The organism is Chryseobacterium sp. HR92, assembly GCF_045689405.1.
In the GTDB taxonomy this organism is placed as follows: Bacteria; Bacteroidota; Bacteroidia; order Flavobacteriales; family Weeksellaceae; genus Chryseobacterium; species Chryseobacterium viscerum_A.
Genome location: NZ_CP139139.1, coordinates 973981 through 998088 on the forward strand (window position 1 = coordinate 973981; position 24108 = coordinate 998088).

Genomic DNA, 24108 nt, shown 5'->3' on the forward strand with positions numbered 1-24108 from the left:
AACCAGCAACTAGCAACAAAATTACTTTTAAATCTAATCAAACAAAATCCAAATATTATGAAAACAAGACAAGAACAAATCCAGGCAATAGAACAGGACTGGCTGACAAACCCACGTTGGAATGGCGTGAAAAGACCATATACTGCTGAGGAAGTTTTGAAACTCCGTGGTTCTTATACCATAGAATATACGATTGCTACGGAAATGTCCAAAAAATTCTGGAATAAATTAAATAACCAGGATTATGTGGCAGGACTTGGAGCGCTTACAGGTAATCAGGCAGTACAGGAAGTAGATGCCGGACTGGAAGCTATTTATCTTTCAGGTTGGCAGGTGGCCGCAGATGCCAATTTATCAGGAGAAATGTATCCGGATCAGTCACTGTATCCTGCCAATTCAGTGCCTTCCGTGGTAAAAAAAATTAATAATGCCTTATTGAGAGCAGATCAGGTACAATCTGTGAGTGGAACCGGAGATAAAGAATATCTGGTACCTATCATTGCTGACGCAGAAGCCGGCTTTGGAGGTAACCTGAATGCTTTTGAACTGATGAAGCAGATGATTGAAGCAGGAGCAGCTGCCGTACACTTTGAAGATCAGCTTTCATCCGCAAAAAAATGTGGACATTTAGGCGGGAAAGTATTGGTGCCAACGCAGGAGGCGGTCAACAAACTGATTGCTGCACGTCTGGCTGCCGATGTATTGGGAGTTCCGAGCCTTATTATTGCAAGAACAGATGCGGATGCTGCAGATTTGCTGACTTCTGATATTGATGACAGAGATAAAAAATTCGTAACAGGAGAGAGAACTACTGAAGGATTTTATGTAGTAAGAAACGGAGTAGAACAGGGAATCGACAGAGGGTTGTCCTATGCACCATATGCAGATCTGATCTGGATGGAAACCTCAAATCCTGATCTGGAGCAGGCAAGGAGATTTGCAGAAGGAATTCATGCAAAATTTCCTGGGAAAATGCTTGCTTATAATTGTTCCCCTTCATTCAACTGGGCAGCAAGACTGAGTGTAGAAGAAATGTCTACTTTCCGTGAAGAGCTGGCAAAAATGGGGTACAAATTCCAGTTTATTACATTAGCTGGTTTCCATGCCCTGAATACGGCAATGTTTGAATTGGCCTTAGCCTATAAAGAAAGAGGAATGGCTGGGTACTCAGAACTGCAGGAGCGTGAGTTTGCCTTGCAGCAAAAGGGATTCAGAGCGGTGAAGCATCAGTCTTTTGTAGGGACAGGGTATTTTGATGAAATACAGAATGTTGTTACAAACGGTTCTTCAGCCACTGTAGCTATGAAAGATTCTACAGAAACTGCACAATTCCATTAGTCATTTTTTTCCATATTTTTGATGTTAAACCTTCCTTATTAGGGAGGTTTTTCTTTGTTTAAAACACTGTAAGCCTGTTTTTAGTTCGTTCAAATCATAGAGTAACAAAGGAGTAAATGTCATTTGATAAGTAATTAAAATTTGAATTATATTTGGGTACGAAAAAATATTATTAAAAAATGAATTTAATTAAAGTACTTTTTATTACATTAGGATTAACACTTACTGCAAATGCTGCCAATGCTCAACAGAAGATTGGAAGTGTAAATACAGAAGATATTTTTGCAAGTTTATCTGAAGTAAAAACTATAGGAACTACTATTGATAATCTGACTAAAACAAAGCAGACTGAAATTGAAAAGCTGATCAATGATTATCAGACTAAACTGAAAGCGGCACAGGATAAAGAAAAAACTTTAAGTGAGGCTAATAAAGAAGCTGTAACTAAAGAACTGATTGCAGCACAAACAGAATTACAAAGTTTAGGTAAAAAAATAGAAGAAACAAGAGCGCAGGCTGCTAAAGATATTTCTGCTAAACAAAATGAAATGCTTTCTCCACTACAAAAGAAAGTAAGAGATACTATCTTTGCTGTAGCTAAAGAAAAAAACCTGAACTATGTATTTGATACAGCAGCACAGGAATCTAATAACCTGCTTTATACTGACGGAAGTGAGGATATTACTGCAATTGTAAAAAGTAAACTGGGAGCTACAGCAACTGCTGCTAAGCCTGCCGGGAAATCTAAATAATAATTTCAATATACTGAATATTGAGCGGAATCAGAGATATCTGATTCCGTTTTTTTTATTTTAGAAAATGGAAGTTCTGTTTTAAAATGATAAATTTGAGTAAACTTTCAGGAGCATGAATTTAATGTACGAAAAACAGATAAAGGTAACCGAAGAACATATTGATCAGAACAACCATGTAAATAATGTACAATATGTGCATTGGGTGGAAGAAGTGGCAGGAGAACACTGGGACCTTCTGAAACATCAAACCGAATATGTAAATGATGTCTGGATGCTTCTGGACCACCATATTCAATATAAAAAACAGGTTTATCTGAATGATATAATCACAGTAAGAACCTATCCTATGACTCCTGAAGGGGCCAAACAACCAAGAAAAGTCGAATTTTATTGTAATGATGAACTTGTGGTAGATTCAAGTACACTCTGGATTCTCTTCGATCCGGAAACCAAGAAGATCAAACGTCTGGGAATTGACTGGCTCGAGAAATTTTTTTAGACAGATAAAATAATTAAAATCAAAGTATGGAATAGAACTTTGATTTTTTATTTTTAACCTACAATATTCAATAAAAAACTACATAACATGAAATTCTTTTATTCGTTGGCTTTACTATTGTTGGGCATAGCAGCTCATAGTCAGGAAAACCCTTACCTGTTCTCTGATGATATTAAAAAGAAGGTGGGAGATCCTGCTCAAAGTCAATCCTGGAGAAGTCAGATGGGGGCAACATATTATTCCATAAGCGGGCAATATAAACCAGCATTGGAAAGTTGGGACCAGACTTTCGGAAGAGAGAAAAAGCTAACCGCTGCGGATAGTCTGAAATTCACAAAATTAATTCCGGTCAATGCAAAAGAGTATATTCTGAAAAAAGCAGCCAATGAGAAAATCATTATCATTAATGAAGCACATCACAATGCCAGCCACAGAACATTTGCATCTTCCTTACTTCAGGGTTTATATGACAGAGGTTACAGATACTTGGGAGTTGAAACACTCGAAGGAGACTCTTTAAATACCATGAAATTTGTTACGCTCAACAGCGGATATTATTCTCAGGAACCGGAATTCGGAAACTTTATTTACAATGCTCTGAAAATTGGATTTAAGCTTTTTCCCTACGAAGCAGAAGGAAACAATAAAGAAAGAGAAATTGGAGAAGCCAAAAATATCTCCGATTTTATGCAGCAAAACAAAGAGGGGAAATATCTGATTTATTGTGGATATCAGCATGCTTATGAAGGAATCCATAAATCCTGGGAAAAAACAATGGCTGGACGACTTTCAGACTTAACAGGGATCAATCCGTTTACCATTGACCAAACTCAGTTTTCAGAAAAAAGTTCTCAGAAGTATAATGAACCACTTTTGAGATTGGTAAACAATACTGTTCCGGTTGTTTTGAAAGATGATAACGAAATGATCTATAACGGCGAAGATAAAGAACTGTATACAGATATTAAAGTCATTCATCCTGTTACAAAATATATCAAAGGCAGACCAGGCTGGATGCTGAAGGAAAACCGGAAGTTTTATAAAATTCCGGCATCTAAAATTTCAACATATCCGATTATGGTTTTGGCTTACCGGAAAGGTGAATTTGAGCAAAAAGGAATTCCTGCCGATATCATTGAAATCAATACCTCTAAAGACAATCGTTTTTTAATCCTAAATAAAGGAAATTATGATATTGTTATTAAAGATAAAGAGTACAAAGTCATTAATAGATTTGAGAAAAGGATAAAATATAACTAAAAATAGGTTGAATAAAATGAGGCAATGAAAAATAAGTTGAGAAAAATCATCATTAATAATATTGAGTATGTGTATTCTGTAACAAATCAATTCCATTCTGAAACGGAAACCAATACTCTGACTGTGAAAGTTTTTTTAAGAGGGCAAAAACAAACACCTTTAATCATCAAATTTGTTACTGCCGATGATTATATGATGGGACAGCCTTTAAAATCAGGGGTTAAGCTGGTAAATAAATTTACAAGCTCGGAAGATGAGGTCAATCTTAATGAACCCAAATACATCAAACAGTTGATTGTATTGGGATTAAAAAAAGGATGGTCAGGTTCCAATTCAATAGATATACAAAACGGACTTGATTATTTGAATGAGCTAGGTTTTGAAACAGGTAAATTAGTTCCCGGAAAATAACTGATTTTTTCTTCTATGTAATATAATAAGACCCACAATTGTTTTTAATAGAGACATATCAAACAAACATTACCATGAAACCATCCGTTTTAACGATACTTTTTTTAAGCTTTTTCTTCACAGGTTATAGTCAGACTGCAGACCAGTCAAAAGCAATTGATAGCTATCTAAAAAAGGTTATTCAAATCAATGAGATACCAGGGATGGCCGTAGGAATCGTCAAGAATAATAAAGTAACTTTCCAGAAATACTATGGAACGGAAACTTTAGAGAGTGATAAAAAAGTAGATAGCAATTCCATGTTCAGGATCTATTCTACTACGAAACTGATGTCAAATATTGGGCTCTTTCAGCTTGTAGAGCAGGGAAAAGTATCTTTGGAAGATAAGATATCAAAATATATTGATAATGTGCCGGCAGAGTGGCAAAATGTTCGGGTGAAAAATCTTTTATCTCATTCCTCAGGATTACCAGACTGGATCCGTTTCAGTGATATTGCAACAGATGCTTCCAATGCCGAGGTGATTGCGCGGTTATCAAAAGAAAAAATGGAATTTGAAACCGGAAGTGATTACAGGTACAATCAGACAAACTACATGCTGATTGCGATGATCATTGAAAAAATAACAGGAGAGAAATTTGAAGATTATATCCTGAAGAATCAGTTTTCGGATTCTAAAAATCAGATGGTATTTTCATCCAATTCTATTGAAAAAATTCCCAACAGAATTGTAAAATATATCTATAATAAAGATACACATCAATACGATAAATCTACATTTGTGGAAGGAAGAAGAGCGCATTCAGCCAATGGTCTGGCCATTGCATTGCCTGCTTTTTTACAGTGGAGTATTCATTTGAGTAAGAATGATTTTCTAAAACCTGCTACACAAGAATTGATGTGGAAACCGTTTGAATATAAAAATAAAGATATCAGCTTCACTAATGGCTGGGATATGGATACCTTTAATAATATTAGATCTTATAATTTTTCAGGTGGAAATGTAAGTGCTTACAGGATTTTCCCGGATAATAATATGGCTATTGTAGTAATGTACAACGGATATAAAGAATTTGCGGTGATGTATCAGATGATCAATCAAATTGCTGGTATTATGAATAAGCGTATGCTGAATCCTTACACCTTGGCAGAAGAATATACAAAGTCTGAACCTTTTGTTCATCCTGATCTTAAAAAAGAAATATATGGCTACCGGACAGAGAAGGACAATATTATTTTTTCTTACCAGTTTCCAGACAAACAAAACATAGAATATATCAAAAGTGTTTCAGTTACAGGCTCATTTAATGATTGGAATCCTGATAATCAGGTATATTGTATGAATTTGAAAAAGAACAATACTTTTGAGCTGGTATTGCCGAAATCTCAGTTTGAAAAAGGAATAACCCATCAGTTCAAATTTGTTATGAATAAAAACGGTTGGCTTTCTGTACCTTACAACGCTATCAATGTTGATGGCTCACAGGATAATAATTTAACCTTTAAGATTGACTAAAAGTATATATTAATATCACTGTAATAGAAACAGTCTTTTCTGTGTTAAGCGGTTTTATCCTATCTTTGCAGTATGATACGTATTACAAAAATTTTTACATTTGAAACAGCTCACGTGCTTTACAATTACGATGGGAAGTGTAAAAATATGCATGGACATTCCTATAAGCTGTTCGTAACAGTGAAAGGAAAACCGATCAATGATATTGAAAATCCTAAAAATGGAATGGTGGTAGATTTCGGAGATATCAAAAGTATCGTAAATTCCGAAATTGTAGATGTATGGGACCATGCGGTTCTTGTAAATGCTCTGTCTCCACACAAAGAGCTGGGGGATGACCTGGAACAGAAAGGTCATAAAGTAATCTATTGCAGCTTTCAGCCCACCTGTGAAAACATGTTGTACGCTATTGCTGCTAAAATCAAATCAAAACTTCCTGAAGGAATTTCTTTAGCCTATCTTAAACTTCATGAGACAGAAAACTCTTATGGAGAATGGTTTGCAGAAGATAATCAATAATTTACCCCAAAACTCAGAAGGTGTTAAAAACGATAATTAATTTAGAACCTGGAAAAAAAGTATACTTCGCTTCAGATCAGCATTTTGGAGCACCCACTCCAAGTGAGAGCAAAGTGCGTGAAGAAAAATTTATACGCTGGATGGATGAGATCAAAGAAGATGCTCAGGTTTTGTTTTTAATGGGTGATCTTTTTGACTTCTGGCATGAATGGAAGCATGTTATTCCCAAAGGATACGTCCGGGTACTTGGGAAAATTGCAGAACTTAAAGACAGAGGAATTCATATCTATTTCTTTGTCGGAAACCATGATCTGTGGATGAAAGATTATCTGGAAGAGGAAATTGGCTGTACAGTATTTTATCAGAAACAATATTTTGAAATGGGAGGAAAGCAGTTTTTGCTGGCTCATGGAGACGGGCTGGGACCTGGTGACAAAGGATATAAAAGAATGAAAAAATTATTCACAAATCCGGTGGCACAATGGTTCTTCAAATGGCTTCATCCCGATATTGCGATGAAAATTGCATTATACCTTTCCCAGAAAAATAAAATGATCTCAGGAGAAGAAGACAAAGCATTCCTGGGAGAAGATAAAGAGTTCCTGATCATTTACTCTAAAGAAAAGCTGAAGTCTGAGAAGATAGACTATTTCATCTATGGACACAGACACCTGCCAATGGTACTTGATCTGGAACAGAATTCAAAATATGTCAACCTCGGAGACTGGATTTCCTATTTTACTTATGGTGTTTTTGAGAAAGATTTTGAACTGAAGACTTTTGAAAAATAGAGCAAAAAAAATTACCCCTAAAAAGAGGTAACTTTCGAACGGGTGGAAACCCACTCTTGTTTTTAATCCATATTCCATTCAGGTATGAGCAAGAAGCTTACCAAAATAGAATTTGTAGATTAAAAAATTATTAAATATCAATATTTTATCTTTATAATTGCTTTGTACTGAAGTGATAAGGTGCTTAAAAAGTTATGGAATTAAAAAATATATTCAATATACAGACTGAACAGGATTTCCTGAATGCATCATTGAAAACATTCCGTTATCAATATGAAAATGTTGAAATATACAGGAAATTCATAGACTTTCTGAATATTAATCCTGATGAGGTAGATAGCTTGGTGAAAATTCCGTTTTTACCTATCGAAATGTTCAAAAACCATCAGATTCTGGATAAAAATATAAAAACAGATCTGTTTTTTCAGAGTTCAGGAACAACCCAGATGAATCTGTCAAGGCATTTTATTGCAGATCCGGAACTTTACGAAGAAAGTATTTATAAAAGTTTTGAACAGTTTATCGGGAAACCGGAAGATTTTATATTTCTGGGCTTACTTCCAAGTTATCTGGAAAAACAGAATTCGTCATTGATCTATATGGTAGATTATCTGATGAAGAAATCTGCCAAACCGGAAAACGGATATTTCCTTTATAACCATTCAGATCTTTTTGAGTTATTGAATACACTTCAGGATAAAAAAGTCATTCTTTTCGGAGTTTCCTTTGCTCTTCTTGATTTCCTGGATTACTGTCATTCTGAAAGGAGCGGAGAATCTCTGAATTTTCTTGACAACTTAGTAGTGATTGAGACCGGAGGAATGAAAGGCAGAAAAGAAGAAATGACCAAAGATGAATTGCTGAAAATCTTACAGGACGGCTTTAAGACAGATAAAATCTACTCAGAATACTCCATGACAGAGCTGCTTTCACAGGCATATTCTCTTGGAAATAATGAATATAAATGCCCGAATTGGATGAGAATCATGGTTCGGAATGCTGAAGATCCTCTGGCCTATGAAAAAGAAGGAAGAACCGGGGCTATTAATATCATCGATCTTGCCAATACTCATTCCTGCTCCTTTATTGCAACACAGGATTTAGGGAAGATTATAGGAGAGAAATTTCAGGTATTAGGAAGAATAGATCATTCCGATATCAGAGGATGCAGCCTGCTGGTAAGCTAAAAGACTGAATGTAAAAAGTAATAGTCAATTTGCTACGCTTGTCAATTTTTTCTAATCGTAATAAATAAAGAAAAGATAACCCGCAACTTTTGCTGAGTGAAACGCCTTTGCGAACATTTAACAGCAGTAAATAAATATTTTGTGAACATTGCGTTTATAATATTGACTATTAGGAGAGCGCATTATCATTAATACTTTTTACATTGTACATTTTACAGTTATAACCAATGCTCAAAATTGAAGAACTTATCCACGCCTACATCCATTCCCACTGCGATTTTGAAAAAGAAATTGTACTGACCAATTATTTCCAGGCTGATTGGGAAGCAGATATTTTGATCATAGATTCAGAAGGGGAAAGTCATGAAATAGAGATTAAGTTTTCGAAAAGTGATTTTAAAAATGATTTCAAAAAATCATATCTCAATAAAGATACCGGAGAAAAATTTCTGAAACACGATAAAATTTCCTGTGGTGATTATATATGTAATTCTTTTAGCTTTTTGCTTCCGATGGGAATGATAGATGCTGCTCTTATCCCCGAACATTGCGGAATCATTGAATTTTACCATAATGCAGATACCTGGGAAACTGAATTCTATCTGATCCGCCCACCCAGAAAACTTCACGAAGATTCTTACTGGAAACTGAATGATAAAGACCTTTTCATCAGAAAAATGGCGTTCAATCTGCTTCAACGCAAAATGGAGATCAAAGGAAAACATGAAGAACTTATTTTCAAGAATCCTTTTGATATCAAAAAGCTGAAATAATGCTAAAAGATTTCTGGTAAGCTTATCAGTATGATTTAAACGCAAAGTTTAGTTTACTCTTTTAAATATTTTAAGGAAGCAAAGAAGAAATCAATGAAATTGATTCTGATTAAGTTGAGGCTATCATATCGCTCAATCAACGACGCAGTCGTTATCACTTTGCTCACTTTAAATAAAAACATTTTCATATAAAAACTTTGCGTTTTAAAAATTTAGAATAATTTATTCAAAACAGAAAATAAAAAAATCCTGCCGCCTGACAGGATTTTATCATTGAATATTATTTTAAAAATTAATCCGCAACTTCTGCAGTGTCTCTCTGAAGCAGGAATTTGTAGATCAATCCTCCTACAACTCCTCCTAAAATAGGAGCTACCCAGAACAGCCAAAGCTGTGACATGGCAATTCCTCCCATGAAGACAGCTTGTGAAAGTGATCTTGCAGGGTTTACTGAAGTATTGGTAATAGGAATAGAAATAAGGTGAATCAAAGTAAGAGCAAGACCGATAGCAAGACCGGCAAATTTACCGTTGGCCCATTTATCTGTAGCTCCCATGATCACAATAAGGAAAAAGGCAGTTAATAAAAACTCAGCCAGGAATGCGGCTCCCATGCTGAAAGCTTTTCCGTTGTAAACGGCTTCTCCGTAAAAGTTCGTGGCAAAATCTCCGGGTTTTGAGAATTCTACCGCTCCTGCACCGTTTAGGATTGTATACAGACATCCTGCTGCTACAATAGCTCCCAGACACTGGGCTACGATGTAAGGAATAAGGTCTTTGGCAGGAAATCTTCCCCCTGCTAAAAGTCCAAAAGAAACTGCCGGATTAAAGTGCCCTCCTGAGATATGGCCTACAGCGTAAGCCATCGTAAGAACAGTAAGACCAAATGCCAAAGCAACTCCTAAAAGTCCAATGCCAATGTCAGGAACACCAGCTGCGAAAACAGCGCTTCCACAACCTCCGAAAACAAGCCAAAATGTGCCGAAAAATTCAGCGAAAAGTTTTTTTATCATGTTGTTTATTATTTATGTATCTCAAATGTAAAATTTAAATCTTAAAGTAAAAAGTTAAAACTGAAAAAAAAACTCAAAAAAGTGTGAACAAAAATTATAAAATCGATAATTTGGTGTAAAGTTTGTTTGGGATTTATTTATAGAGTATTATAGTCGGTTTTGAAAGATATAACATAAATGTTTTATCTTTCATTTGTAATTTAAAAGGATGGTGAATGAGAAAGTTTCTTTGTGTGGTCTTTGTACCCTTTATTTATAGTTTACATTATTCGCAGGCAGCAAAAAAGGCTTTTCCCTGCTATGATCTTACTACTGTATTGAAGGTTGAACCTACACCGCTTTACAAACCCCATCTTGATGCCTCAAAGAGTTTTGGAATACAGCTGCTTAAAGATTCCAAAACACTGCAAAAGTATATCAACAAAGGTAAATTCCACAAAATAAAAAAATCAGGTAAAGGATATCAGGTCCAGAGACTTGATTACAGCAGGGCTTATATGGTATCCAAGGCCAAAACTACCCTTGAGAAAATAGGTTCAAAGTTCAGTAAAGATACAAAAGGAGGCACTTTCACCGTTTCATCCATTACCAGAACACTTGAAGACCAGTGCAGGTTGAGAAGAGTAAATTCCAATGCCTCATTAGGGATTAGTTCTCACAATTATGGTAACTCTTTTGACATTTCTTATGTAAGATTCAACAACGTTCTGAAGTACAATCCGAAAATGGAAATAGCACTTGAGAAAGTTTTAAAGCACTATCAAAATGCCGGTAGAATATATTACATTAAAGAAAGACAACAGAGCTGTTATCATATTACTGTGAAAAATTATTAATTAAAATCTTACTTGCATAGCATGTTTAGTTTATATATTTTTATAGGACTAAAAACTATGCTTATGTCAACATTAAACATTGTAGACTATATGCTCCCTGTAGAAGAATGCAGAGCAGCATCAAACGAATGGAAAGCGTATTTCTCTGACTTTTCCAAAATTCAAAAGCTGATTCCTACCAACTATGTTTTTAATATTTCCAGTGAGCACCTTGAGTGGATGAAGGGCTTTAAGGATTATAAAGACTTTTGTGCAGCAGTAGGAGTTTATAGAGATCGTATGATCCTTATTTTTTATCCAATGAATAATGAAGGGGTAAAAATAGACGTTAAAGAATATCCGTACAGTTTCCTTACAGAGCTTGATAAAGACTTGAGACTACAGGAAGTTCAGGAATATACTGTTATTAGAAACGCCGTTCTTTCTAAAAATCTTGAGAGTACAGAGAAGAATGCTAATATGGGATTCCCGGTTTCCAACGCACCTATTCTTGAGCAGGATATAGCTGTATCAGCTATTGAACGTTGGAGAAACGAAGGAATGGAGTGGTTTTATAAAGAATGCAGAGAAAATGAAGGCATTGGAATTTTCAGAAAATTCTATGTTCCTACCGCAGACCTTTGCCTTGAAGATGATGGTTTGTTGGGTATTACCTGTTCTTTTGGCCTTAGATACAATGATATCTATGGAAAAATGCTGGTAACTCTTATTTTTATTTCTTCCAGAGCAAATCTTAGAAATTCGGAACTGGGAGCAGAGACTGTTTCCAATACTTATGACTGGGCAAAACCATGTCCTCCTATCTGCCGTATTCCGGATGTAGATGTAGGAAGTGGATTTTAAAAACGATAAACTGAGGAATGGCTGGACTTTATAAGGCAATTTTATTCCTGAATTATGCACTGCTTCTATCTGTTATACTGCTGGGAGCAGTAAAATACCGCATATTAAACCAAAAAGAAAAGCAGTATTTTCATTGTATTGCTTTTCTTTTTTTTATTGAACTGCTGAATCTGGCGCTGCCCTATATCTTCAGACTTAATGATACATCATTTCTTTATCCTTTTTACATTGCAGGAGAATTTTTTTTGCTGACAGGTTTATTTATCAGAAAACTGGATTGGCCGAAATATACTCTGGGTCTTACAGGCTTGCTTGCTGGAAGTTTTATGATTTCAAAATATGGGTTTGATTATCCGTCCAATGCAGATATTGCAAAAGTAGTTTCCAATATTGTTATTATCTGCCTTTCCGGGGCTATCCTGATCCGTGAGATTAAAAATACCTCTGCACAGAATCGTTTTATTCTGGTAGATGCCAGTATCTTTTTCTATTATTCAGTTTCGGTATTTATTTTTATCATTCAGCACCAGATTGCAGATCTGTCGGAAAACGATTATTATATTATTCTCAGTGCCAATAATATTCTTTCGAGTATTTTGTACTGTTCATTTTTATACACATTTGCCAGATTAAAGAAGTAACTTTAAATATCAATCTGCTGATCCTTATAATTGTTACCATAACAGTTATAGTATCTTTTATTCTGCTTGCCTACAGAGCTTTTATAACCAGAATTATTAAAGAGAAAAACGTGCAGCATGAGGCTGAAGTTCTTCATCAGAAAAAATTAGTACTGGAAAACATCAAAGCCCAGGAAGAAGAAAGAAAGAGAATTGCAGTAATGATTCATGATGACATCGGAAACCGGCTCAATATTCTTTCTTTATGGTTGAATAACCTTGATACCCAGGGTGATGAGCTGATAAAAAAAAATATCTATGGCCAGATGTCTTCTCTGATTGATGCAGCCAGAAGTATTTCCCATTCATTGTACCCTGTAAATCTGGAATCGGTAGGGCTGGTTTTATACGTTGAGGAATTAATAGCCAACCTTTCCCATAAAATTAATATATCCCTGCAGGTGATGCCGGGATATGAAAAGAAAGATCTTTTCGCAGAAGTGCAGCTGTACAGGATTATTCAGGAATTTACTACCAATGTAATCAAGCATTCTGAAGCAGAAGATCTTTGGATCTATATTAAAGATTATCCTGAAAATACGGCTGTTATTATTTCTGATAACGGACAGGGTTTTGAATATGAAGAAGTGAAAAAAGGAATGGGAATAAAAAATATAGAATCCCGTATCAAATCAATGAACGCAACACACAAATGGAAAAAAACTTTTTCAAATAAAGGAAGTCGTTTAATTATAAAAATTCCAAAATATCATGAGTTCCCAAATCAAACTAGCACTGATTGATGATGAACAGCTGATCCTCGAAGGGGTAAAAATGTTGCTGTCCAATGAAAAAAATATATCGGTATGCCTTACCGCGGATAATGGCCCCGATTTTATAGAAGACCTCGGAAAACTTTCAGAAAATGAATTTCCTGATATTGCCCTTGTAGATGTTCAGATGAAACCTATGAACGGTTTTGAACTGGTAGAAATTCTGAAGGAAAAATATCCCGATCTTAAAATTATTATCCTTTCATCCCATTATAAAACTTCTATTTTAGGATATATGGTCAAGCTCGGAGTATCGGCTTTTCTTCCCAAAAATTCAAATAAAAAAACATTTATTGATGCCATTACGATGGTTGATAAAAATGGAGTTTTCTTTACTGCGGAAGACCATCAGATGCTGTTTACCTATATGAATGGTTCTGCCAAGAAAAATTCTCTTTTTGAAACAGAAGATGAACTGTCTGAAAGAGAAAAAGACGTGGTAAAACTGATCTGCCAGGAGTTTACCAATAACGAAATAGGAGAAAAACTCTTTATCAGTCCCAGAACCGTAGAAAGCCACAGGCAGCGTATTCTGGAGAAGATAGGAGCCAAAAATACTGTGGGAATAGTGATTTATGCTATTATTAACAATATTTATTCCCTTGAAAAAATGTAATCTGATTCCGTAGAAATACGGATTTTTTTATTTGGTACTTTTCACTCTACCTAACCTTGTTTTTCTTCTGTTATTTTGGAATGTCTCTTTTAGGGAATTTATTTGAAAAAACACAAACAAGATCTGTAATAAAAAAATTAAAGTAAAAACATGAATGGTAGTAGAGTGATTTCCGTCGGGATTTTCTTTGACGGTACAGGAAACAATGGGGTCAATATTCTTTCACCGGATAAACCGCTGAACAATAATGAAAGTTATTATGGTACCTTCACCAATATCTATAAATTATACAGTTTATTTATTGGAGATGAAAAAATATATATCGAAGGAATTGGAACCGTAACGGGCAGTGAAGATAATAGTTTTGCTATGGCAACATGTGCAAATCCCCCCTATGGTAACGGATATTCTTCCGATGATAAACTTCAGAAAGCAGGGAATTTTGTAGAGCAGATTATTCATGATCAGACAAAAGAATACCATTTTTATATCTATGGATTCGGGAGGGGAGGAATGCTGGCAAGAACTTTCTGCAATCAGCTTTTAACTCATTATTCTCCGGGAAATTTCAGAATAAAATTCTTAGGAGCTTTTGATACAGTAGAATCTAAACCTTTTAATACTTATAATCTGAATATTCCTGCTCAGGTAGAGAATGCTTTGCATATCTGTGCAGTCAATGAGAGCCGTTTTTTCTTTCCGCTTACCGGATTTTTTGAGAATTCAAAAATAATGGAGGATCAGAAACTGGAAAATGGGTCTTATGTTTGGAAAGAAATCTTTGTGCCGGGTGATCATGCCGATATCGGAGGAGGGTATCTTGAAGGGCCGCAGTCTGTGTATATTTCTACAGACTTCATTCATATTGATGATCTGCATCACTATGTTTCAGATATCAGGAATGAAAAAACCAATGCTGAAGGCAATAAAATCTGGGATGCTCTGCTTTCCGGATATGAAATTGAGACCGCCAATGGCCTTTCACAGGCATATGTATGTCGGGACAAAGTATATAATGATCTTTCAAAAGTTTATGGAAAACTGATGCTGGAAGAAACCAATGCTAAAGTATCCGTTTTCAGTACAGATAATGATGCCTATTTTGGGACAGATTATAATAAACATCCTTTTCTCAGTCGTTTTTATATCAAAATAAAAGAATATATAAGAGATCTTTCTGTGGGTAAAAAGCCAATTTATGATTTTTGGAAATTTGCAGATTACACCCATATTTCAGCAAATTTCGGGCTATATAGCAACAGCTTTCTGAAAAGATCCCAACGGGAAATTAATATTGAATTGATTAATAACGGATTAAATGTTTCCAGCAGTACTTCTGTGGACGAGACCAGCCGGACAAGGCTTTCCGTTGAACTTCATCTGCCGGAAGACAGTTTTGTTGCGGATTTTCTTTACGGAACCAGTGTTCCCAATAATGATGTATGGGATCGTTCCATTTTAAAAACACCGGCAGCCATCACATTAAATGAAATTAAGAATTAGTGCCAACGCTTCTCAGTTTTAAATTTAGGTTAGGGGACATCATTGCAGGTGTTCCCTTTTAGTTATAACAGATTGAATTCCATTGAGTATAAGTACTGAATTTTATATTTGGTATATTATACTGTAGTTTTTGGATTTTAATTCCCGTTATTTTGAATTGTTTATTGCAAGAAGCTTCAACATCATAATATGAACAAAGGCGTTTTCTGAAAAGCCTAATATCAAAAGAGTAAGAACACCAAAGATTAAAACAATGGAAAAGACACTCATTCAAAGATCGGGGACCACATTATTCACAATTAATTTTGATTTTACCTCAAGTGATCAGCAAGAGATTCTACGAGATCTGCAGGCAAATAATTATAAGCTGGTAGGATATAAGGGTGCATCGGGACCCAATCAGATTTCCTCAGGTGTACCAACATGGTTTTCAATTTATTATTATGAAATGTTTGGGAGTGAAGATATTTATTGTGAACCAAAATATAAAGTATATGTTTACAATAAAGGAGTTGTTGATAGCAATACAACCATTCAAATGCATGCAATATCGGATGAAGTTCCATTAGGTACAGCAGTAACTTTCCACCAGGATGGTTCTTTTTCTGCCACTACAGGAGCCCCGGCAGAAGCTATCACTGTAAAAAATGAAAGAGGGGCGGGTACGTCAGATATTACAATAGGATTAGCCGCAGAAGTAGAAGGAAGATTCCAGCCTTTCTGTGCATTTACATGTGCCCCGCAAGGAGAAGTGATCATGGAACCTAATGAAAATATAGTTCTGTTTGCTGCCCAGACAGATGCTGTTCCAGGATCTGTTACTAAGTATACAACAGGGTCTGGATGCAACTTTGCGTTCAGTGATCAGAATGTACAATATGAGTTGGAAATGATTCACAGAAATTATGGTATTAGAAATGTACCAGGAAAAGCACCAGTGAAATCTATACCTCGGGGGACCTCATTGGCAGAGCTTCTCAATATCAAATAAAAACCTCCGGAAAATTTTTAAATTAACTAAAAAAATAGCAATATGACTGTTTCAGAATGGCTGGATAAAGCCAAAAGACTTTTAGATATTTGTAATTACGAGATCAGTATTAGAAATGGGAAGAAAGCTTTAACAGTGAATCAATCTGATACTTTGCACGAGCTGCAGGATGAAATCGGGTATCGCCATGGAATCGCACCGGTTAGCTATAACGAGGCTTCAGACATTCTTATTGAAATGATCGGAATGGTAAAAGCAGGATAGAAAATACCACCACTTATCCCGGGATAACGATCTTATAAATCAATTGTATTATAAATCAAAAGCTGTCTGTTTTAGCCAGCTTTTTTTATTTCTGGGCTATTCATTTCTTTTTCCGTATTTTTGCACCCGAAAATTCATTATTCATTACTAATTATTAATTAAGATGCTTTCGGTTCAAAGTTTAGGATTACATCATTCAGGAAATTATTTATTTCAAAATGTCAATTTTACCATCAAAAAAGATGATAAAGTTGGTCTCGTAGGAAAAAATGGAGCAGGGAAATCCACTTTATTGAAAATGCTGTCCGGAGAAATTAATTTCTACGAAGGAGAGGTTGTGACGGAAGGAAGTGTTACCATTGGTTTCCTGAAGCAGGACCTAGATTTTGTAAAAGGAAGAACGGTTTGGGCTGAAACCATGCAGGCGTTTGAGCAGATCAATGCCTGGAAAAATGAGCTTGAAGAAGTGAATCACCAGATGACCGTAAGAACAGATTACGAAAGTGATTCTTATACAGATCTGATTAATAAAATGACCGAACTGAATGACCTTTTAATGAACCATGATGCCTACAATCTTGAAGGTGACATGGAAAAAGTGTTGTTTGGTTTAGGATTTAAAGCCGATGATTTCCAAAAAATCACTGATGAATTTTCCGGAGGATGGAGAATGAGAATCGAATTGGCAAAATTACTTCTTCAGAAGAATGATATTATGCTTCTCGATGAGCCTACCAACCACCTGGATATGGAATCCATCATCTGGCTTGAAAACTTCCTGAAAGACTATCCGGGAGCCATTGTTCTTGTAAGTCACGATAAACAGTTTATGACTGCGGTTTGTAACCGTACTTTTGATATCAACAATAGAAAAGTTGACGATTATAAAGCTAACTATTCTAAGTATCTTGTCATGAGAGAAGATCGTCGTGAAAAACTGATTCAGGCTAAAAAGAATCAGGATGCGGAGATCAAACAGATGGAAGACAACATTAATAAGTTCCGTGCAAGTGCTACAAAAGCATCTTTCGCGCAGTCACTTATTAAGAAATTAGATAAAATAGAACGTATCGAAGTTGATAATGAAGACGTTTCAAAATTCAATATTCGTTTCGTACAGTCTATGGTTCCGGGAAAGATCATCTTTGAAGCAGATCATTTAGGAAAAGCTTACGGAAAAAAGCAGATTTTTGATGATGTAGACTTTATCGTTCAGAGAGGAGACAGAATTGCTCTTTTAGGACAAAACGGACAGGGAAAAACAACGTTGGCTAAAATTTTAGCAGGAGATATTAAAGATTATTCCGGAACCTGGAATCTTGGACATAATGTAAACATTGGATACTTCGCTCAGAATCAGGAAGAGGTTTTAACACCTAATAAAACGGTTCTGGAAGAAGCAGAAGATGCTGCAACGGAAGAGACAAGACCAAGAGTAAGAGACTTATTAGGATCTTTCCTTTTCCAGGGAGACGCTGTTACTAAGAAAACAAAAGTACTTTCCGGAGGAGAGAGAAACCGTCTGGCACTTTGTAAACTGTTACTTCGTCCTTTCAACACCCTGATCATGGATGAGCCTACCAACCACTTGGACATCCAGTCTAAGGAGATAATCAAGCTTGCGCTGCAGAACTTTGAAGGAACTTTAATTGTAATTTCGCACGACAGGGAATTCCTTCAGGGACTTTGTGATAAGATCTATGAGTTCCGTGATGGGAAAATGAAAGAATTCCTTGGAGATATCAATGAATATCTTGAATACAGACAAAAGGAAACGATCAGAGAGATTTCTGCAGAAAAAGCCAAACTTCATCAGGAAGTAAAGGTAGAACCTAAGAAAGTGGAAGAAAAACCTGTTGTAAGCAGCAGTCAATCTTCGAATATCGTTAGTAAAGAACAGAAAAATATTCAGAATAAAATCAAAAAAGTAGAAGAGAGAATTTCCGAACTTGAAACAAAAATAGAGGAAATGGAAGCTTCTTTTGCCAAAGAAAATCCTTCAGATGAAACCTTAGAAAAATACAATAAAACTAAGGAAGACCTGGATACTGCTTTGCAGGAGTGGGAATATCTTGGTACCCAACTTGATTAAATAAAATAGAAATGCTTCATCAATTAAAAATTGTGAAGCATTTTTTTTGTAACATAATCCTTTTCATTTCTACCTATTATCAATAAGTATAAGTAATTTAATAAAAGTTTAAGGAAACAGTTAAATTATTTTCATAATTTTGAACCATGATTTTTAAAGAAAGCAGAAACCTAAAGAGTTTTATCTCCAAGCTATTGTTTGGAGTATATTTCCTCGCGCTGCTTTCTCAGAGCTTTCACCATCACGATGCTGTAGATTATTTTAAGGCTTTCAATCTTAAAAAAACAGAGAATACGGTGACGAAAGCTGTTACTAAAGAGAAAGCTGGCGACTGTCTGGCCTGCCACTTTTTGGTTACCGGACATACATTAGCTCCTGAAGAGTTCAGTTTTACTGTTGAGCATTACAGCCATGAGGTAAAACAAATCATCGCCATCCAGGAGAAAATCTGGTCTCAGACCAAATTCACTTTTCAGCTTCGGGGGCCTCCCACAATTTCATAATTCATAGATTCTATAGGGTTTAAAGGTTAATCCTTTAAAGTTCAATGTTTAGTGTTTAAAATTTAAAGGTTTAAGTTTAAGGTTTAAAGTTGTTAGGGAAACAACTAATGATCTGTAATTGATATTTGAATAATGTTCAATTACTAGCTTCTAATTTCTAACCTCTAACTTCTCATTAAGCATTATACTTTTTACATTGTACAATTAAGCTAACCCTTCCACAAATTTTAACGACAATTGTACCTATCAAAAAAGGGTACGCAATCAATCTATTTACAATGAAATTGATATATTGCCTGCTGCTGATCTTTTGCGGATCAGTATTTACAAGTGCACAAAAAACTTATACTGTAGAGGGAACCGTTCAGGATTTCCACGATAAAACACTGCTGGAAAATGCGGTGATTAAAATCGGAAACTTTACAGCTAAAACAAACAAGAAAGGTAAATTTTCTTTTGACAAAATTCCCGCAGGAAAGTATACACTCATTGCACAGCATCCTGATTGCAATGATTATACTGAAAATATAGGAGTTGATCAGGATGTTCAGCTGGTAATTACGCTGGAACATCATGTCAAAGACATCGAAACAGTGACCGTTCATGGAAGCCATAAGAACAATGGAAGCATGGTGGTGAAAACCATTGACAAGGCAATGATTTCAAGAAATGTCACTGAAAACTTAGGTAATTTACTAACCAATATTTCCGGTGTTAACGTTCTTAAGACGGGAAATAATATTGCCAAACCTATTATCCACGGGCTTTATGGAAGTAGAGTATCCATTCTTAATGATGGGGTGAAGCTTGCCGAACAGGAATGGGGAGTAGAACATGCACCCAATGTGGATGTCAATAATTTTGAACATATTGACGTGATTAAAGGAGCATCTGCCCTGAAATATGGAGCGGGAGCCGTAGGTGGAGTAGTTGTTTTGCAACCTCAGGTTTTGCCAAAGAAAGATACGATCATGGGAAATGTTTCTCTTTCCGGAATTTCAAACGGAAGAGGAGCCGATCTTAATGTAAAGCTGGCAAAAACCTGGGAGAATGGCTGGGCCATAAAAACCAATGGAAGCTATAAAAAATTGGGAGATCTTGAAGCTCCGGATTATGGCTTGATGAATACAGGACTCGAGAGTTCAGGATTTAATTTCGGAGTACAGAAAATGACATTTGAAAAAGGCTTTTCATTTGATTATTATCTGACCAAAAGCACAGTTGGGATTCTTAGAAGCTCTCACGTAGGGAACTCTGAAGATCTGCGTACTGCTCTTACCTCTCCGGAACCAATCTATCAAAGAGATTTTAGTTATGATATTGATAATCCTAAACAGGAAATCGAACATCATATTGCTAAAGTTTCTGCTTATAAAAGGTTTGAAAATTTTGGAAAGATCACGGCTACTTACAGTTTTCAGTACAATCATAGAAAAGAATATGACATCAGACGTACAGAAGCACTGAGCAAAAAGCCGGCATTGGATCTTGAACTGATCACCAATGATCTGAATGTAAATCACCTGATAGAAAGAGGAAACTGGAATCTTGAAACAGGGATTAATGCAGGGTATCAAAACAACTATTCCAATACGCAGACCGAGGCAAGACGTCTTGTTCCGAACTATGACAGATATTATGCAGGAATTTATTCCGTATTAAAATATAAAATTGCTCCGGAACTGGACCTTGAACTGGGAGGCAGATACGATTATGATCATTATGATGTAACAAAATGGTATGATCTGAGCGATTGGAATAAGACTTATGCAGCAGATTATTCAAATTTTGTAGTGAGAATAAACCAAAACAGAATTCTTACCAATCCATCATTAACGTATAATAATGTTTCAATAAATGGTGGAATTGTCTATCACCCATCTGAATATTTTAATCTGAAATTTAATTATGCCAGAGTTTCCAGATCTCCGAATATTGCAGAGCTTTTTGCTGACGGACTTCACCACTCTGCAGCCATTATTGAAAGAGGAGATATGAGAATGAAAAGTGAAACAGGAAATCAGTTTAATCTAATTGCAGATGTAAAAGCAAATGTTTTAAAAGGATTGAATATTTCAGTAAACCCATATTTCTTTTACACCCAGAATTTCATTAATCAGATTCCTACAGGATATCAGAATACCCAGTGGGGCGGGGCGTTTGTAGTATATAGCTATCAGCAGATCAATGCAAAAATGTATGGATTAGATATTGATGCTCAGCTTAAAATAACAGATAATCTAACCTATAAAGGAAGCGGTTCCTATGTTTATGGGCAGGATACTACTCATGACGTGCCCCTTATTCTTATGATGCCTCCGAATTTTAATAATTCATTGGAATTCAATAAAAAAGAATGGAAAAACTTCTATTTCACAGTCAGTAACAATACTTATCTGAAACAGACAAGATTTCCAACTTATAACGTTCCTATCAGATTATTTGATTCTGATGGAAATGCTTACAGTGAAGATGTAGATATCTCTACACCTCCAAGCGGATATTCGCTTTGGAACCTTCAGACAGGGGTGAATCTGTCTAAAAATTTCGGAATTGATTTCTCAGTCCGAAATGTCTTCAACAAGTCTTACAGGGATTATCTGAACAGACTTCGTTTCTTTTCCAACGAAATGGGAAGAAACTTTATTCTAACTCTTAAATATCAATTTTAATTACTTAAAATCAAAAACATGAAAAATATTTTTAAAAATACTACTCTTATCTTAGGACTTTTCTTCGCAGTTTCTTTAAGCTTAACATCGTGCAACAGAAGCGATGATGAAGCAGATGATCTTCCTCAGGAAGAACTTTCAGATGTTCTCTTAAGAGTAACAGATGTTGCTACAGGAACTCCGGTAGTGTATGACTATCAGGTAAATAGTACAACAAACCCTAATGTTAAACTTATCAACGGTCATACGTATAACGTAGAAGTTATTTTCAAGAATGGTGATGAAGATGCCACTCAGGAAATTAAAGATGCAAAAGATGAGCATTTCTTAGTGTACAACTTTCCAAACTCTGATATTACATTAACCCGTACAGATGACGCCAACTCCACAAGAGGAGACGGAAACCGCGTAGGATTGAAAACAAAATGGGTGGTAAACACTGCCGTAAAAAATGCTTCTGCACCTAGTCAGTTGGTTCTTACTCTATTCCATGAGCCGGTAACGGTTTCTGAAGCTTCTGCTGTGAGTGGAAATGGAGTGGTTTATGGATCCCATACAGGAGGTGAAACAGACGCACAAGCCAATTATAATATTATTAATTAATATACCTTTAATCTTGTTTGAACCACCGGAATTCTCCGGTGGTTTTTTATTTAACAATATTTGGCGTTATAAGTTGATTTTAAATGGGTGATTTTCATAAAAAATTCATATTTTTGCAACCTAAAATTTTAATCAATAATGAAGGTTACCGCACAAAACCATGATGACGTAAGTGCATTGCTTACAGTAACATTGGAAAAATCTGACTACAAAGAAAAAGTAGAGAAGCAGTTGATTAATTATGCTAAAAATGCGCAAGTTCCTGGATTCAGAAAAGGGAAAGTGCCTTTGAGTATGGTTAAAAAACAATATGAAGCAGGTATTGCATTCGAAGAAATCAACAGACAAGTTTCTGATGCTTTAAACAACTATGTTAATGAAAACAAATTAAGATTAGTTGGTCAGCCTGTTCCTCAGCCAGTAAACGAATTAGATTACAATGCTGATCAATTAGAAGTTGCTTTCGAAGTAGGATATGAGCCTGAATTCACTATAGATTTAGCTAAATATGAAGCGCCTCACTACAAAGTAGAAGCGTCTGACAAAGAAATCAGCAAGAGTATTGAAAACATGCAGAAGCGTTTCGCTGAGCAGGTTCCTCAAGATAAAATCACTAAAGATTCTTACATTGCTTTAGAAGTTTCTCAGGTTGTGGAAGAAGATGCTGAAGGAGAGCACCACCACCACCCAAAAAACCTTACCATTACAGCTGAAAACAAAGAGGCTTTCAAATTGGTAAAAGGTTTGAAAATGGAAGGTTCTGTAAAAGTAACGAAAGAAACTCTTGCAAGTGACGAAGAATTAGCTAAAGAATTAGGATTCAGCAAAGAAGAAGTTGAGCACTTACACCACAATGAATTAGAAGTAAAAGTAAAAGACTTCTATTCATTAAACTTAGCTGAGCTAAACCAGGATCTTTTCGACAAAGTATACGGAGAAGGAAACATCAAAACTGAAGAAGAGCTTAAAGATAAAGTGAAAACTGAATTAGATGAGTACTTCCAGCAAAATGCTGATGTTCACTTTGTGAATAAAGTATTAGAGCAGGTAACGGATAAAGAAGAAGTAAAACTTCCTGAAACGTTCCTTGTGAAGTGGTTATTATTCTCTAACCAGAACATCCAGTCTGAAGCTCAGGCTCAGGAAATTCTTGAAGCTGAGAAAAACCAGTTGAAATACCAGATCATCGAAGGTAAATTGATGACTGAAAACGAAATCAACCTTGACTATGCTGATGTATTGGCTCAGGCTGAGCAGTTAGTTAAGAACCAATTGGCAATCTACGGAATCCACCACCTAGGTGATGAAGAAATCCAGAAATATGCTGTTGAAATGTTGAAAGACCAGGAGCAGGTAAGACAAATTTCTTCTGAAGTAGCTATGGCTAAATTGAAAGATGTAATTCTTGAAAAAGCAAGCAAAAAAGAAACTAAAATTTCTCACGACGAATTTTTAGAAGAACTTAAGAAATAATTATACTCCGATATAAATATTTGAAAACCGTCAATTTTTTGACGGTTTTTTTTATGTTGTATTCATACCTAAAGATATCAATCATCGTATTTATCCTTTATCATCAATTATTATTCATTACTAATCGCTCATTGCTCATTACGTATCCGTATGTCCGCCAATATTCCTATATTTACCCTTTAAACTTATTATATAAT

At 35.6% G+C, this 24108-nt stretch carries 24 protein-coding genes; 23 read left to right on the forward strand and 1 reads right to left on the reverse strand.

The features are described from left to right. Positions 1 to 57 precede the first annotated feature (57 nt). From aceA to SFA27_RS04365, 10 genes are all read left to right on the forward strand, one after another. Positions 58 to 1338 (forward strand): isocitrate lyase, encoded by a 1281-nt coding sequence (aceA, locus tag SFA27_RS04320; RefSeq protein WP_255816595.1) that lies wholly within the window; start codon positions 58 to 60, stop codon positions 1336 to 1338. A 179-nt stretch (positions 1339 to 1517) separates the two neighbouring features. Next, positions 1518 to 2090 carry an OmpH family outer membrane protein gene (locus tag SFA27_RS04325; RefSeq protein ID WP_047378913.1) on the forward strand — a complete coding sequence of 191 codons (573 nt, stop codon included), beginning with the start codon at positions 1518 to 1520 and terminating at the stop codon, positions 2088 to 2090. A gap of 115 nt (positions 2091 to 2205) precedes the next feature. Continuing rightward, positions 2206 to 2592 carry an acyl-ACP thioesterase domain-containing protein gene (locus SFA27_RS04330; RefSeq protein WP_047378912.1) on the forward strand — a complete coding sequence of 129 codons (387 nt, stop codon included), beginning with the start codon at positions 2206 to 2208 and terminating at the stop codon, positions 2590 to 2592. Between the two features lie 87 nt (positions 2593 to 2679). Further along, positions 2680 to 3852 (forward strand): hypothetical protein, encoded by a 1173-nt coding sequence (locus SFA27_RS04335; RefSeq protein WP_407296582.1) that lies wholly within the window; start codon positions 2680 to 2682, stop codon positions 3850 to 3852. Between the two features lie 24 nt (positions 3853 to 3876). After that, positions 3877 to 4263, forward strand: a complete 387-nt coding sequence (locus SFA27_RS04340) for a hypothetical protein (RefSeq protein ID WP_407296584.1) — start codon at positions 3877 to 3879, stop codon at positions 4261 to 4263. Positions 4264 to 4337: 74 nt separating this feature from the next. Next, on the forward strand, positions 4338 to 5780 hold the full coding sequence (locus SFA27_RS04345; RefSeq protein WP_407296587.1) for a serine hydrolase: 1443 nt from the start codon (positions 4338 to 4340) through the stop codon (positions 5778 to 5780). Positions 5781 to 5852: 72 nt separating this feature from the next. Continuing rightward, entirely contained in the window at positions 5853 to 6299 is a 447-nt protein-coding gene (locus SFA27_RS04350) for a 6-carboxytetrahydropterin synthase (protein WP_047378909.1), read from the forward strand. A 20-nt stretch (positions 6300 to 6319) separates the two neighbouring features. Further along, entirely contained in the window at positions 6320 to 7090 is a 771-nt protein-coding gene (locus SFA27_RS04355) for a UDP-2,3-diacylglucosamine diphosphatase (protein WP_185097863.1), read from the forward strand. A gap of 194 nt (positions 7091 to 7284) precedes the next feature. After that, entirely contained in the window at positions 7285 to 8277 is a 993-nt protein-coding gene (locus SFA27_RS04360; protein WP_407296591.1) for an acyl transferase, read from the forward strand. A 227-nt stretch (positions 8278 to 8504) separates the two neighbouring features. Next, entirely contained in the window at positions 8505 to 9050 is a 546-nt protein-coding gene (locus SFA27_RS04365; RefSeq protein ID WP_407296594.1) for a hypothetical protein, read from the forward strand. A gap of 292 nt (positions 9051 to 9342) precedes the next feature. Here SFA27_RS04365 and aqpZ read toward each other — a convergent pair whose 3' ends face one another. Beyond that, on the reverse strand, positions 9343 to 10059 hold the full coding sequence (gene aqpZ / locus SFA27_RS04370; protein ID WP_047379563.1) for an aquaporin Z: 717 nt from the start codon (positions 10057 to 10059) through the stop codon (positions 9343 to 9345). Positions 10060 to 10277: 218 nt separating this feature from the next. On the opposite strand from aqpZ, the gene SFA27_RS04375 reads away from it, so the two are divergent. From SFA27_RS04375 to SFA27_RS04435, 13 genes are all read left to right on the forward strand, one after another. Further along, a complete protein-coding gene (locus tag SFA27_RS04375; protein ID WP_047378906.1) occupies positions 10278 to 10898 on the forward strand; it encodes a DUF5715 family protein in 621 nt (206 codons plus the stop codon). 63 nt (positions 10899 to 10961) lie between these two features. Continuing rightward, positions 10962 to 11741: a hypothetical protein gene (locus tag SFA27_RS04380; RefSeq protein ID WP_407296597.1), complete on the forward strand. Its 780-nt coding sequence runs from the start codon at positions 10962 to 10964 to the stop codon at positions 11739 to 11741. A gap of 17 nt (positions 11742 to 11758) precedes the next feature. After that, positions 11759 to 12382, forward strand: coding sequence for a hypothetical protein (locus tag SFA27_RS04385; RefSeq protein WP_407296599.1), 624 nt, complete (start codon positions 11759 to 11761; stop codon positions 12380 to 12382). Between the two features lie 110 nt (positions 12383 to 12492). Beyond that, positions 12493 to 13164 (forward strand): sensor histidine kinase, encoded by a 672-nt coding sequence (locus tag SFA27_RS04390; RefSeq protein WP_264517066.1) that lies wholly within the window; start codon positions 12493 to 12495, stop codon positions 13162 to 13164. Next, the gene (locus tag SFA27_RS04395) at positions 13133 to 13810 is read left to right on the forward strand and encodes a response regulator (RefSeq protein ID WP_047378903.1); all 678 of its coding nucleotides are present in this window, start codon (positions 13133 to 13135) and stop codon (positions 13808 to 13810) included. Before SFA27_RS04390 ends, SFA27_RS04395 begins: the two co-directional genes overlap by 32 nt. A 150-nt stretch (positions 13811 to 13960) precedes the next feature. Beyond that, positions 13961 to 15313, forward strand: a complete 1353-nt coding sequence (locus SFA27_RS04400) for a T6SS phospholipase effector Tle1-like catalytic domain-containing protein (RefSeq protein WP_407296603.1) — start codon at positions 13961 to 13963, stop codon at positions 15311 to 15313. A 253-nt stretch (positions 15314 to 15566) separates the two neighbouring features. Then, positions 15567 to 16304: a hypothetical protein gene (locus tag SFA27_RS04405; protein ID WP_407296604.1), complete on the forward strand. Its 738-nt coding sequence runs from the start codon at positions 15567 to 15569 to the stop codon at positions 16302 to 16304. A 42-nt stretch (positions 16305 to 16346) separates the two neighbouring features. After that, positions 16347 to 16568: a hypothetical protein gene (locus tag SFA27_RS04410; RefSeq protein WP_407296607.1), complete on the forward strand. Its 222-nt coding sequence runs from the start codon at positions 16347 to 16349 to the stop codon at positions 16566 to 16568. A 163-nt stretch (positions 16569 to 16731) separates the two neighbouring features. Further along, entirely contained in the window at positions 16732 to 18660 is a 1929-nt protein-coding gene (locus tag SFA27_RS04415; protein WP_407296609.1) for an ABC-F family ATP-binding cassette domain-containing protein, read from the forward strand. A gap of 146 nt (positions 18661 to 18806) precedes the next feature. Next, positions 18807 to 19163 carry a hypothetical protein gene (locus SFA27_RS04420; protein WP_047378898.1) on the forward strand — a complete coding sequence of 119 codons (357 nt, stop codon included), beginning with the start codon at positions 18807 to 18809 and terminating at the stop codon, positions 19161 to 19163. A gap of 278 nt (positions 19164 to 19441) precedes the next feature. After that, the gene (locus SFA27_RS04425; protein WP_407296611.1) at positions 19442 to 21835 is read left to right on the forward strand and encodes a TonB-dependent receptor; all 2394 of its coding nucleotides are present in this window, start codon (positions 19442 to 19444) and stop codon (positions 21833 to 21835) included. 18 nt (positions 21836 to 21853) lie between these two features. Next, on the forward strand, positions 21854 to 22438 hold the full coding sequence (locus SFA27_RS04430; RefSeq protein ID WP_047378896.1) for a hypothetical protein: 585 nt from the start codon (positions 21854 to 21856) through the stop codon (positions 22436 to 22438). Positions 22439 to 22576: 138 nt separating this feature from the next. Next, positions 22577 to 23911 carry a trigger factor gene (locus SFA27_RS04435; RefSeq protein ID WP_407296614.1) on the forward strand — a complete coding sequence of 445 codons (1335 nt, stop codon included), beginning with the start codon at positions 22577 to 22579 and terminating at the stop codon, positions 23909 to 23911. The last annotated feature ends 197 nt before the right edge of the window (positions 23912 to 24108 follow it).

Excerpts from the sequence above, each read along its gene's own strand:
- SFA27_RS04345 (WP_407296587.1), top strand. The coding sequence starts at position 4,338 with ATGAAACCATCCGTTTTAACGATACTTTTTTTAAGCTTTTTCTTCACA.
- SFA27_RS04405 (WP_407296604.1), top strand. The coding sequence starts at position 15,567 with ATGGAAAAGACACTCATTCAAAGATCGGGGACCACATTATTCACAATT.
- SFA27_RS04360 (WP_407296591.1), top strand. The coding sequence starts at position 7,285 with ATGGAATTAAAAAATATATTCAATATACAGACTGAACAGGATTTCCTG.
- SFA27_RS04410 (WP_407296607.1), top strand. The coding sequence starts at position 16,347 with ATGACTGTTTCAGAATGGCTGGATAAAGCCAAAAGACTTTTAGATATT.
- SFA27_RS04395 (WP_047378903.1), top strand. The coding sequence starts at position 13,133 with ATGAGTTCCCAAATCAAACTAGCACTGATTGATGATGAACAGCTGATC.
- SFA27_RS04350 (WP_047378909.1), top strand. The coding sequence starts at position 5,853 with ATGATACGTATTACAAAAATTTTTACATTTGAAACAGCTCACGTGCTT.
- SFA27_RS04425 (WP_407296611.1), top strand. The coding sequence starts at position 19,442 with ATGAAATTGATATATTGCCTGCTGCTGATCTTTTGCGGATCAGTATTT.
- SFA27_RS04385 (WP_407296599.1), top strand. The coding sequence starts at position 11,759 with ATGGCTGGACTTTATAAGGCAATTTTATTCCTGAATTATGCACTGCTT.
- SFA27_RS04325 (WP_047378913.1), top strand. The coding sequence starts at position 1,518 with ATGAATTTAATTAAAGTACTTTTTATTACATTAGGATTAACACTTACT.
- SFA27_RS04380 (WP_407296597.1), top strand. The coding sequence starts at position 10,962 with ATGTCAACATTAAACATTGTAGACTATATGCTCCCTGTAGAAGAATGC.
- SFA27_RS04435 (WP_407296614.1), top strand. The coding sequence starts at position 22,577 with ATGAAGGTTACCGCACAAAACCATGATGACGTAAGTGCATTGCTTACA.
- SFA27_RS04420 (WP_047378898.1), top strand. The coding sequence starts at position 18,807 with ATGATTTTTAAAGAAAGCAGAAACCTAAAGAGTTTTATCTCCAAGCTA.
- SFA27_RS04365 (WP_407296594.1), top strand. The coding sequence starts at position 8,505 with ATGCTCAAAATTGAAGAACTTATCCACGCCTACATCCATTCCCACTGC.
- aceA (WP_255816595.1), top strand. The coding sequence starts at position 58 with ATGAAAACAAGACAAGAACAAATCCAGGCAATAGAACAGGACTGGCTG.
- SFA27_RS04430 (WP_047378896.1), top strand. The coding sequence starts at position 21,854 with ATGAAAAATATTTTTAAAAATACTACTCTTATCTTAGGACTTTTCTTC.
- SFA27_RS04375 (WP_047378906.1), top strand. The coding sequence starts at position 10,278 with ATGAGAAAGTTTCTTTGTGTGGTCTTTGTACCCTTTATTTATAGTTTA.
- SFA27_RS04335 (WP_407296582.1), top strand. The coding sequence starts at position 2,680 with ATGAAATTCTTTTATTCGTTGGCTTTACTATTGTTGGGCATAGCAGCT.
- SFA27_RS04340 (WP_407296584.1), top strand. The coding sequence starts at position 3,877 with ATGAAAAATAAGTTGAGAAAAATCATCATTAATAATATTGAGTATGTG.
- SFA27_RS04330 (WP_047378912.1), top strand. The coding sequence starts at position 2,206 with ATGAATTTAATGTACGAAAAACAGATAAAGGTAACCGAAGAACATATT.
- SFA27_RS04415 (WP_407296609.1), top strand. The coding sequence starts at position 16,732 with ATGCTTTCGGTTCAAAGTTTAGGATTACATCATTCAGGAAATTATTTA.
- SFA27_RS04400 (WP_407296603.1), top strand. The coding sequence starts at position 13,961 with ATGAATGGTAGTAGAGTGATTTCCGTCGGGATTTTCTTTGACGGTACA.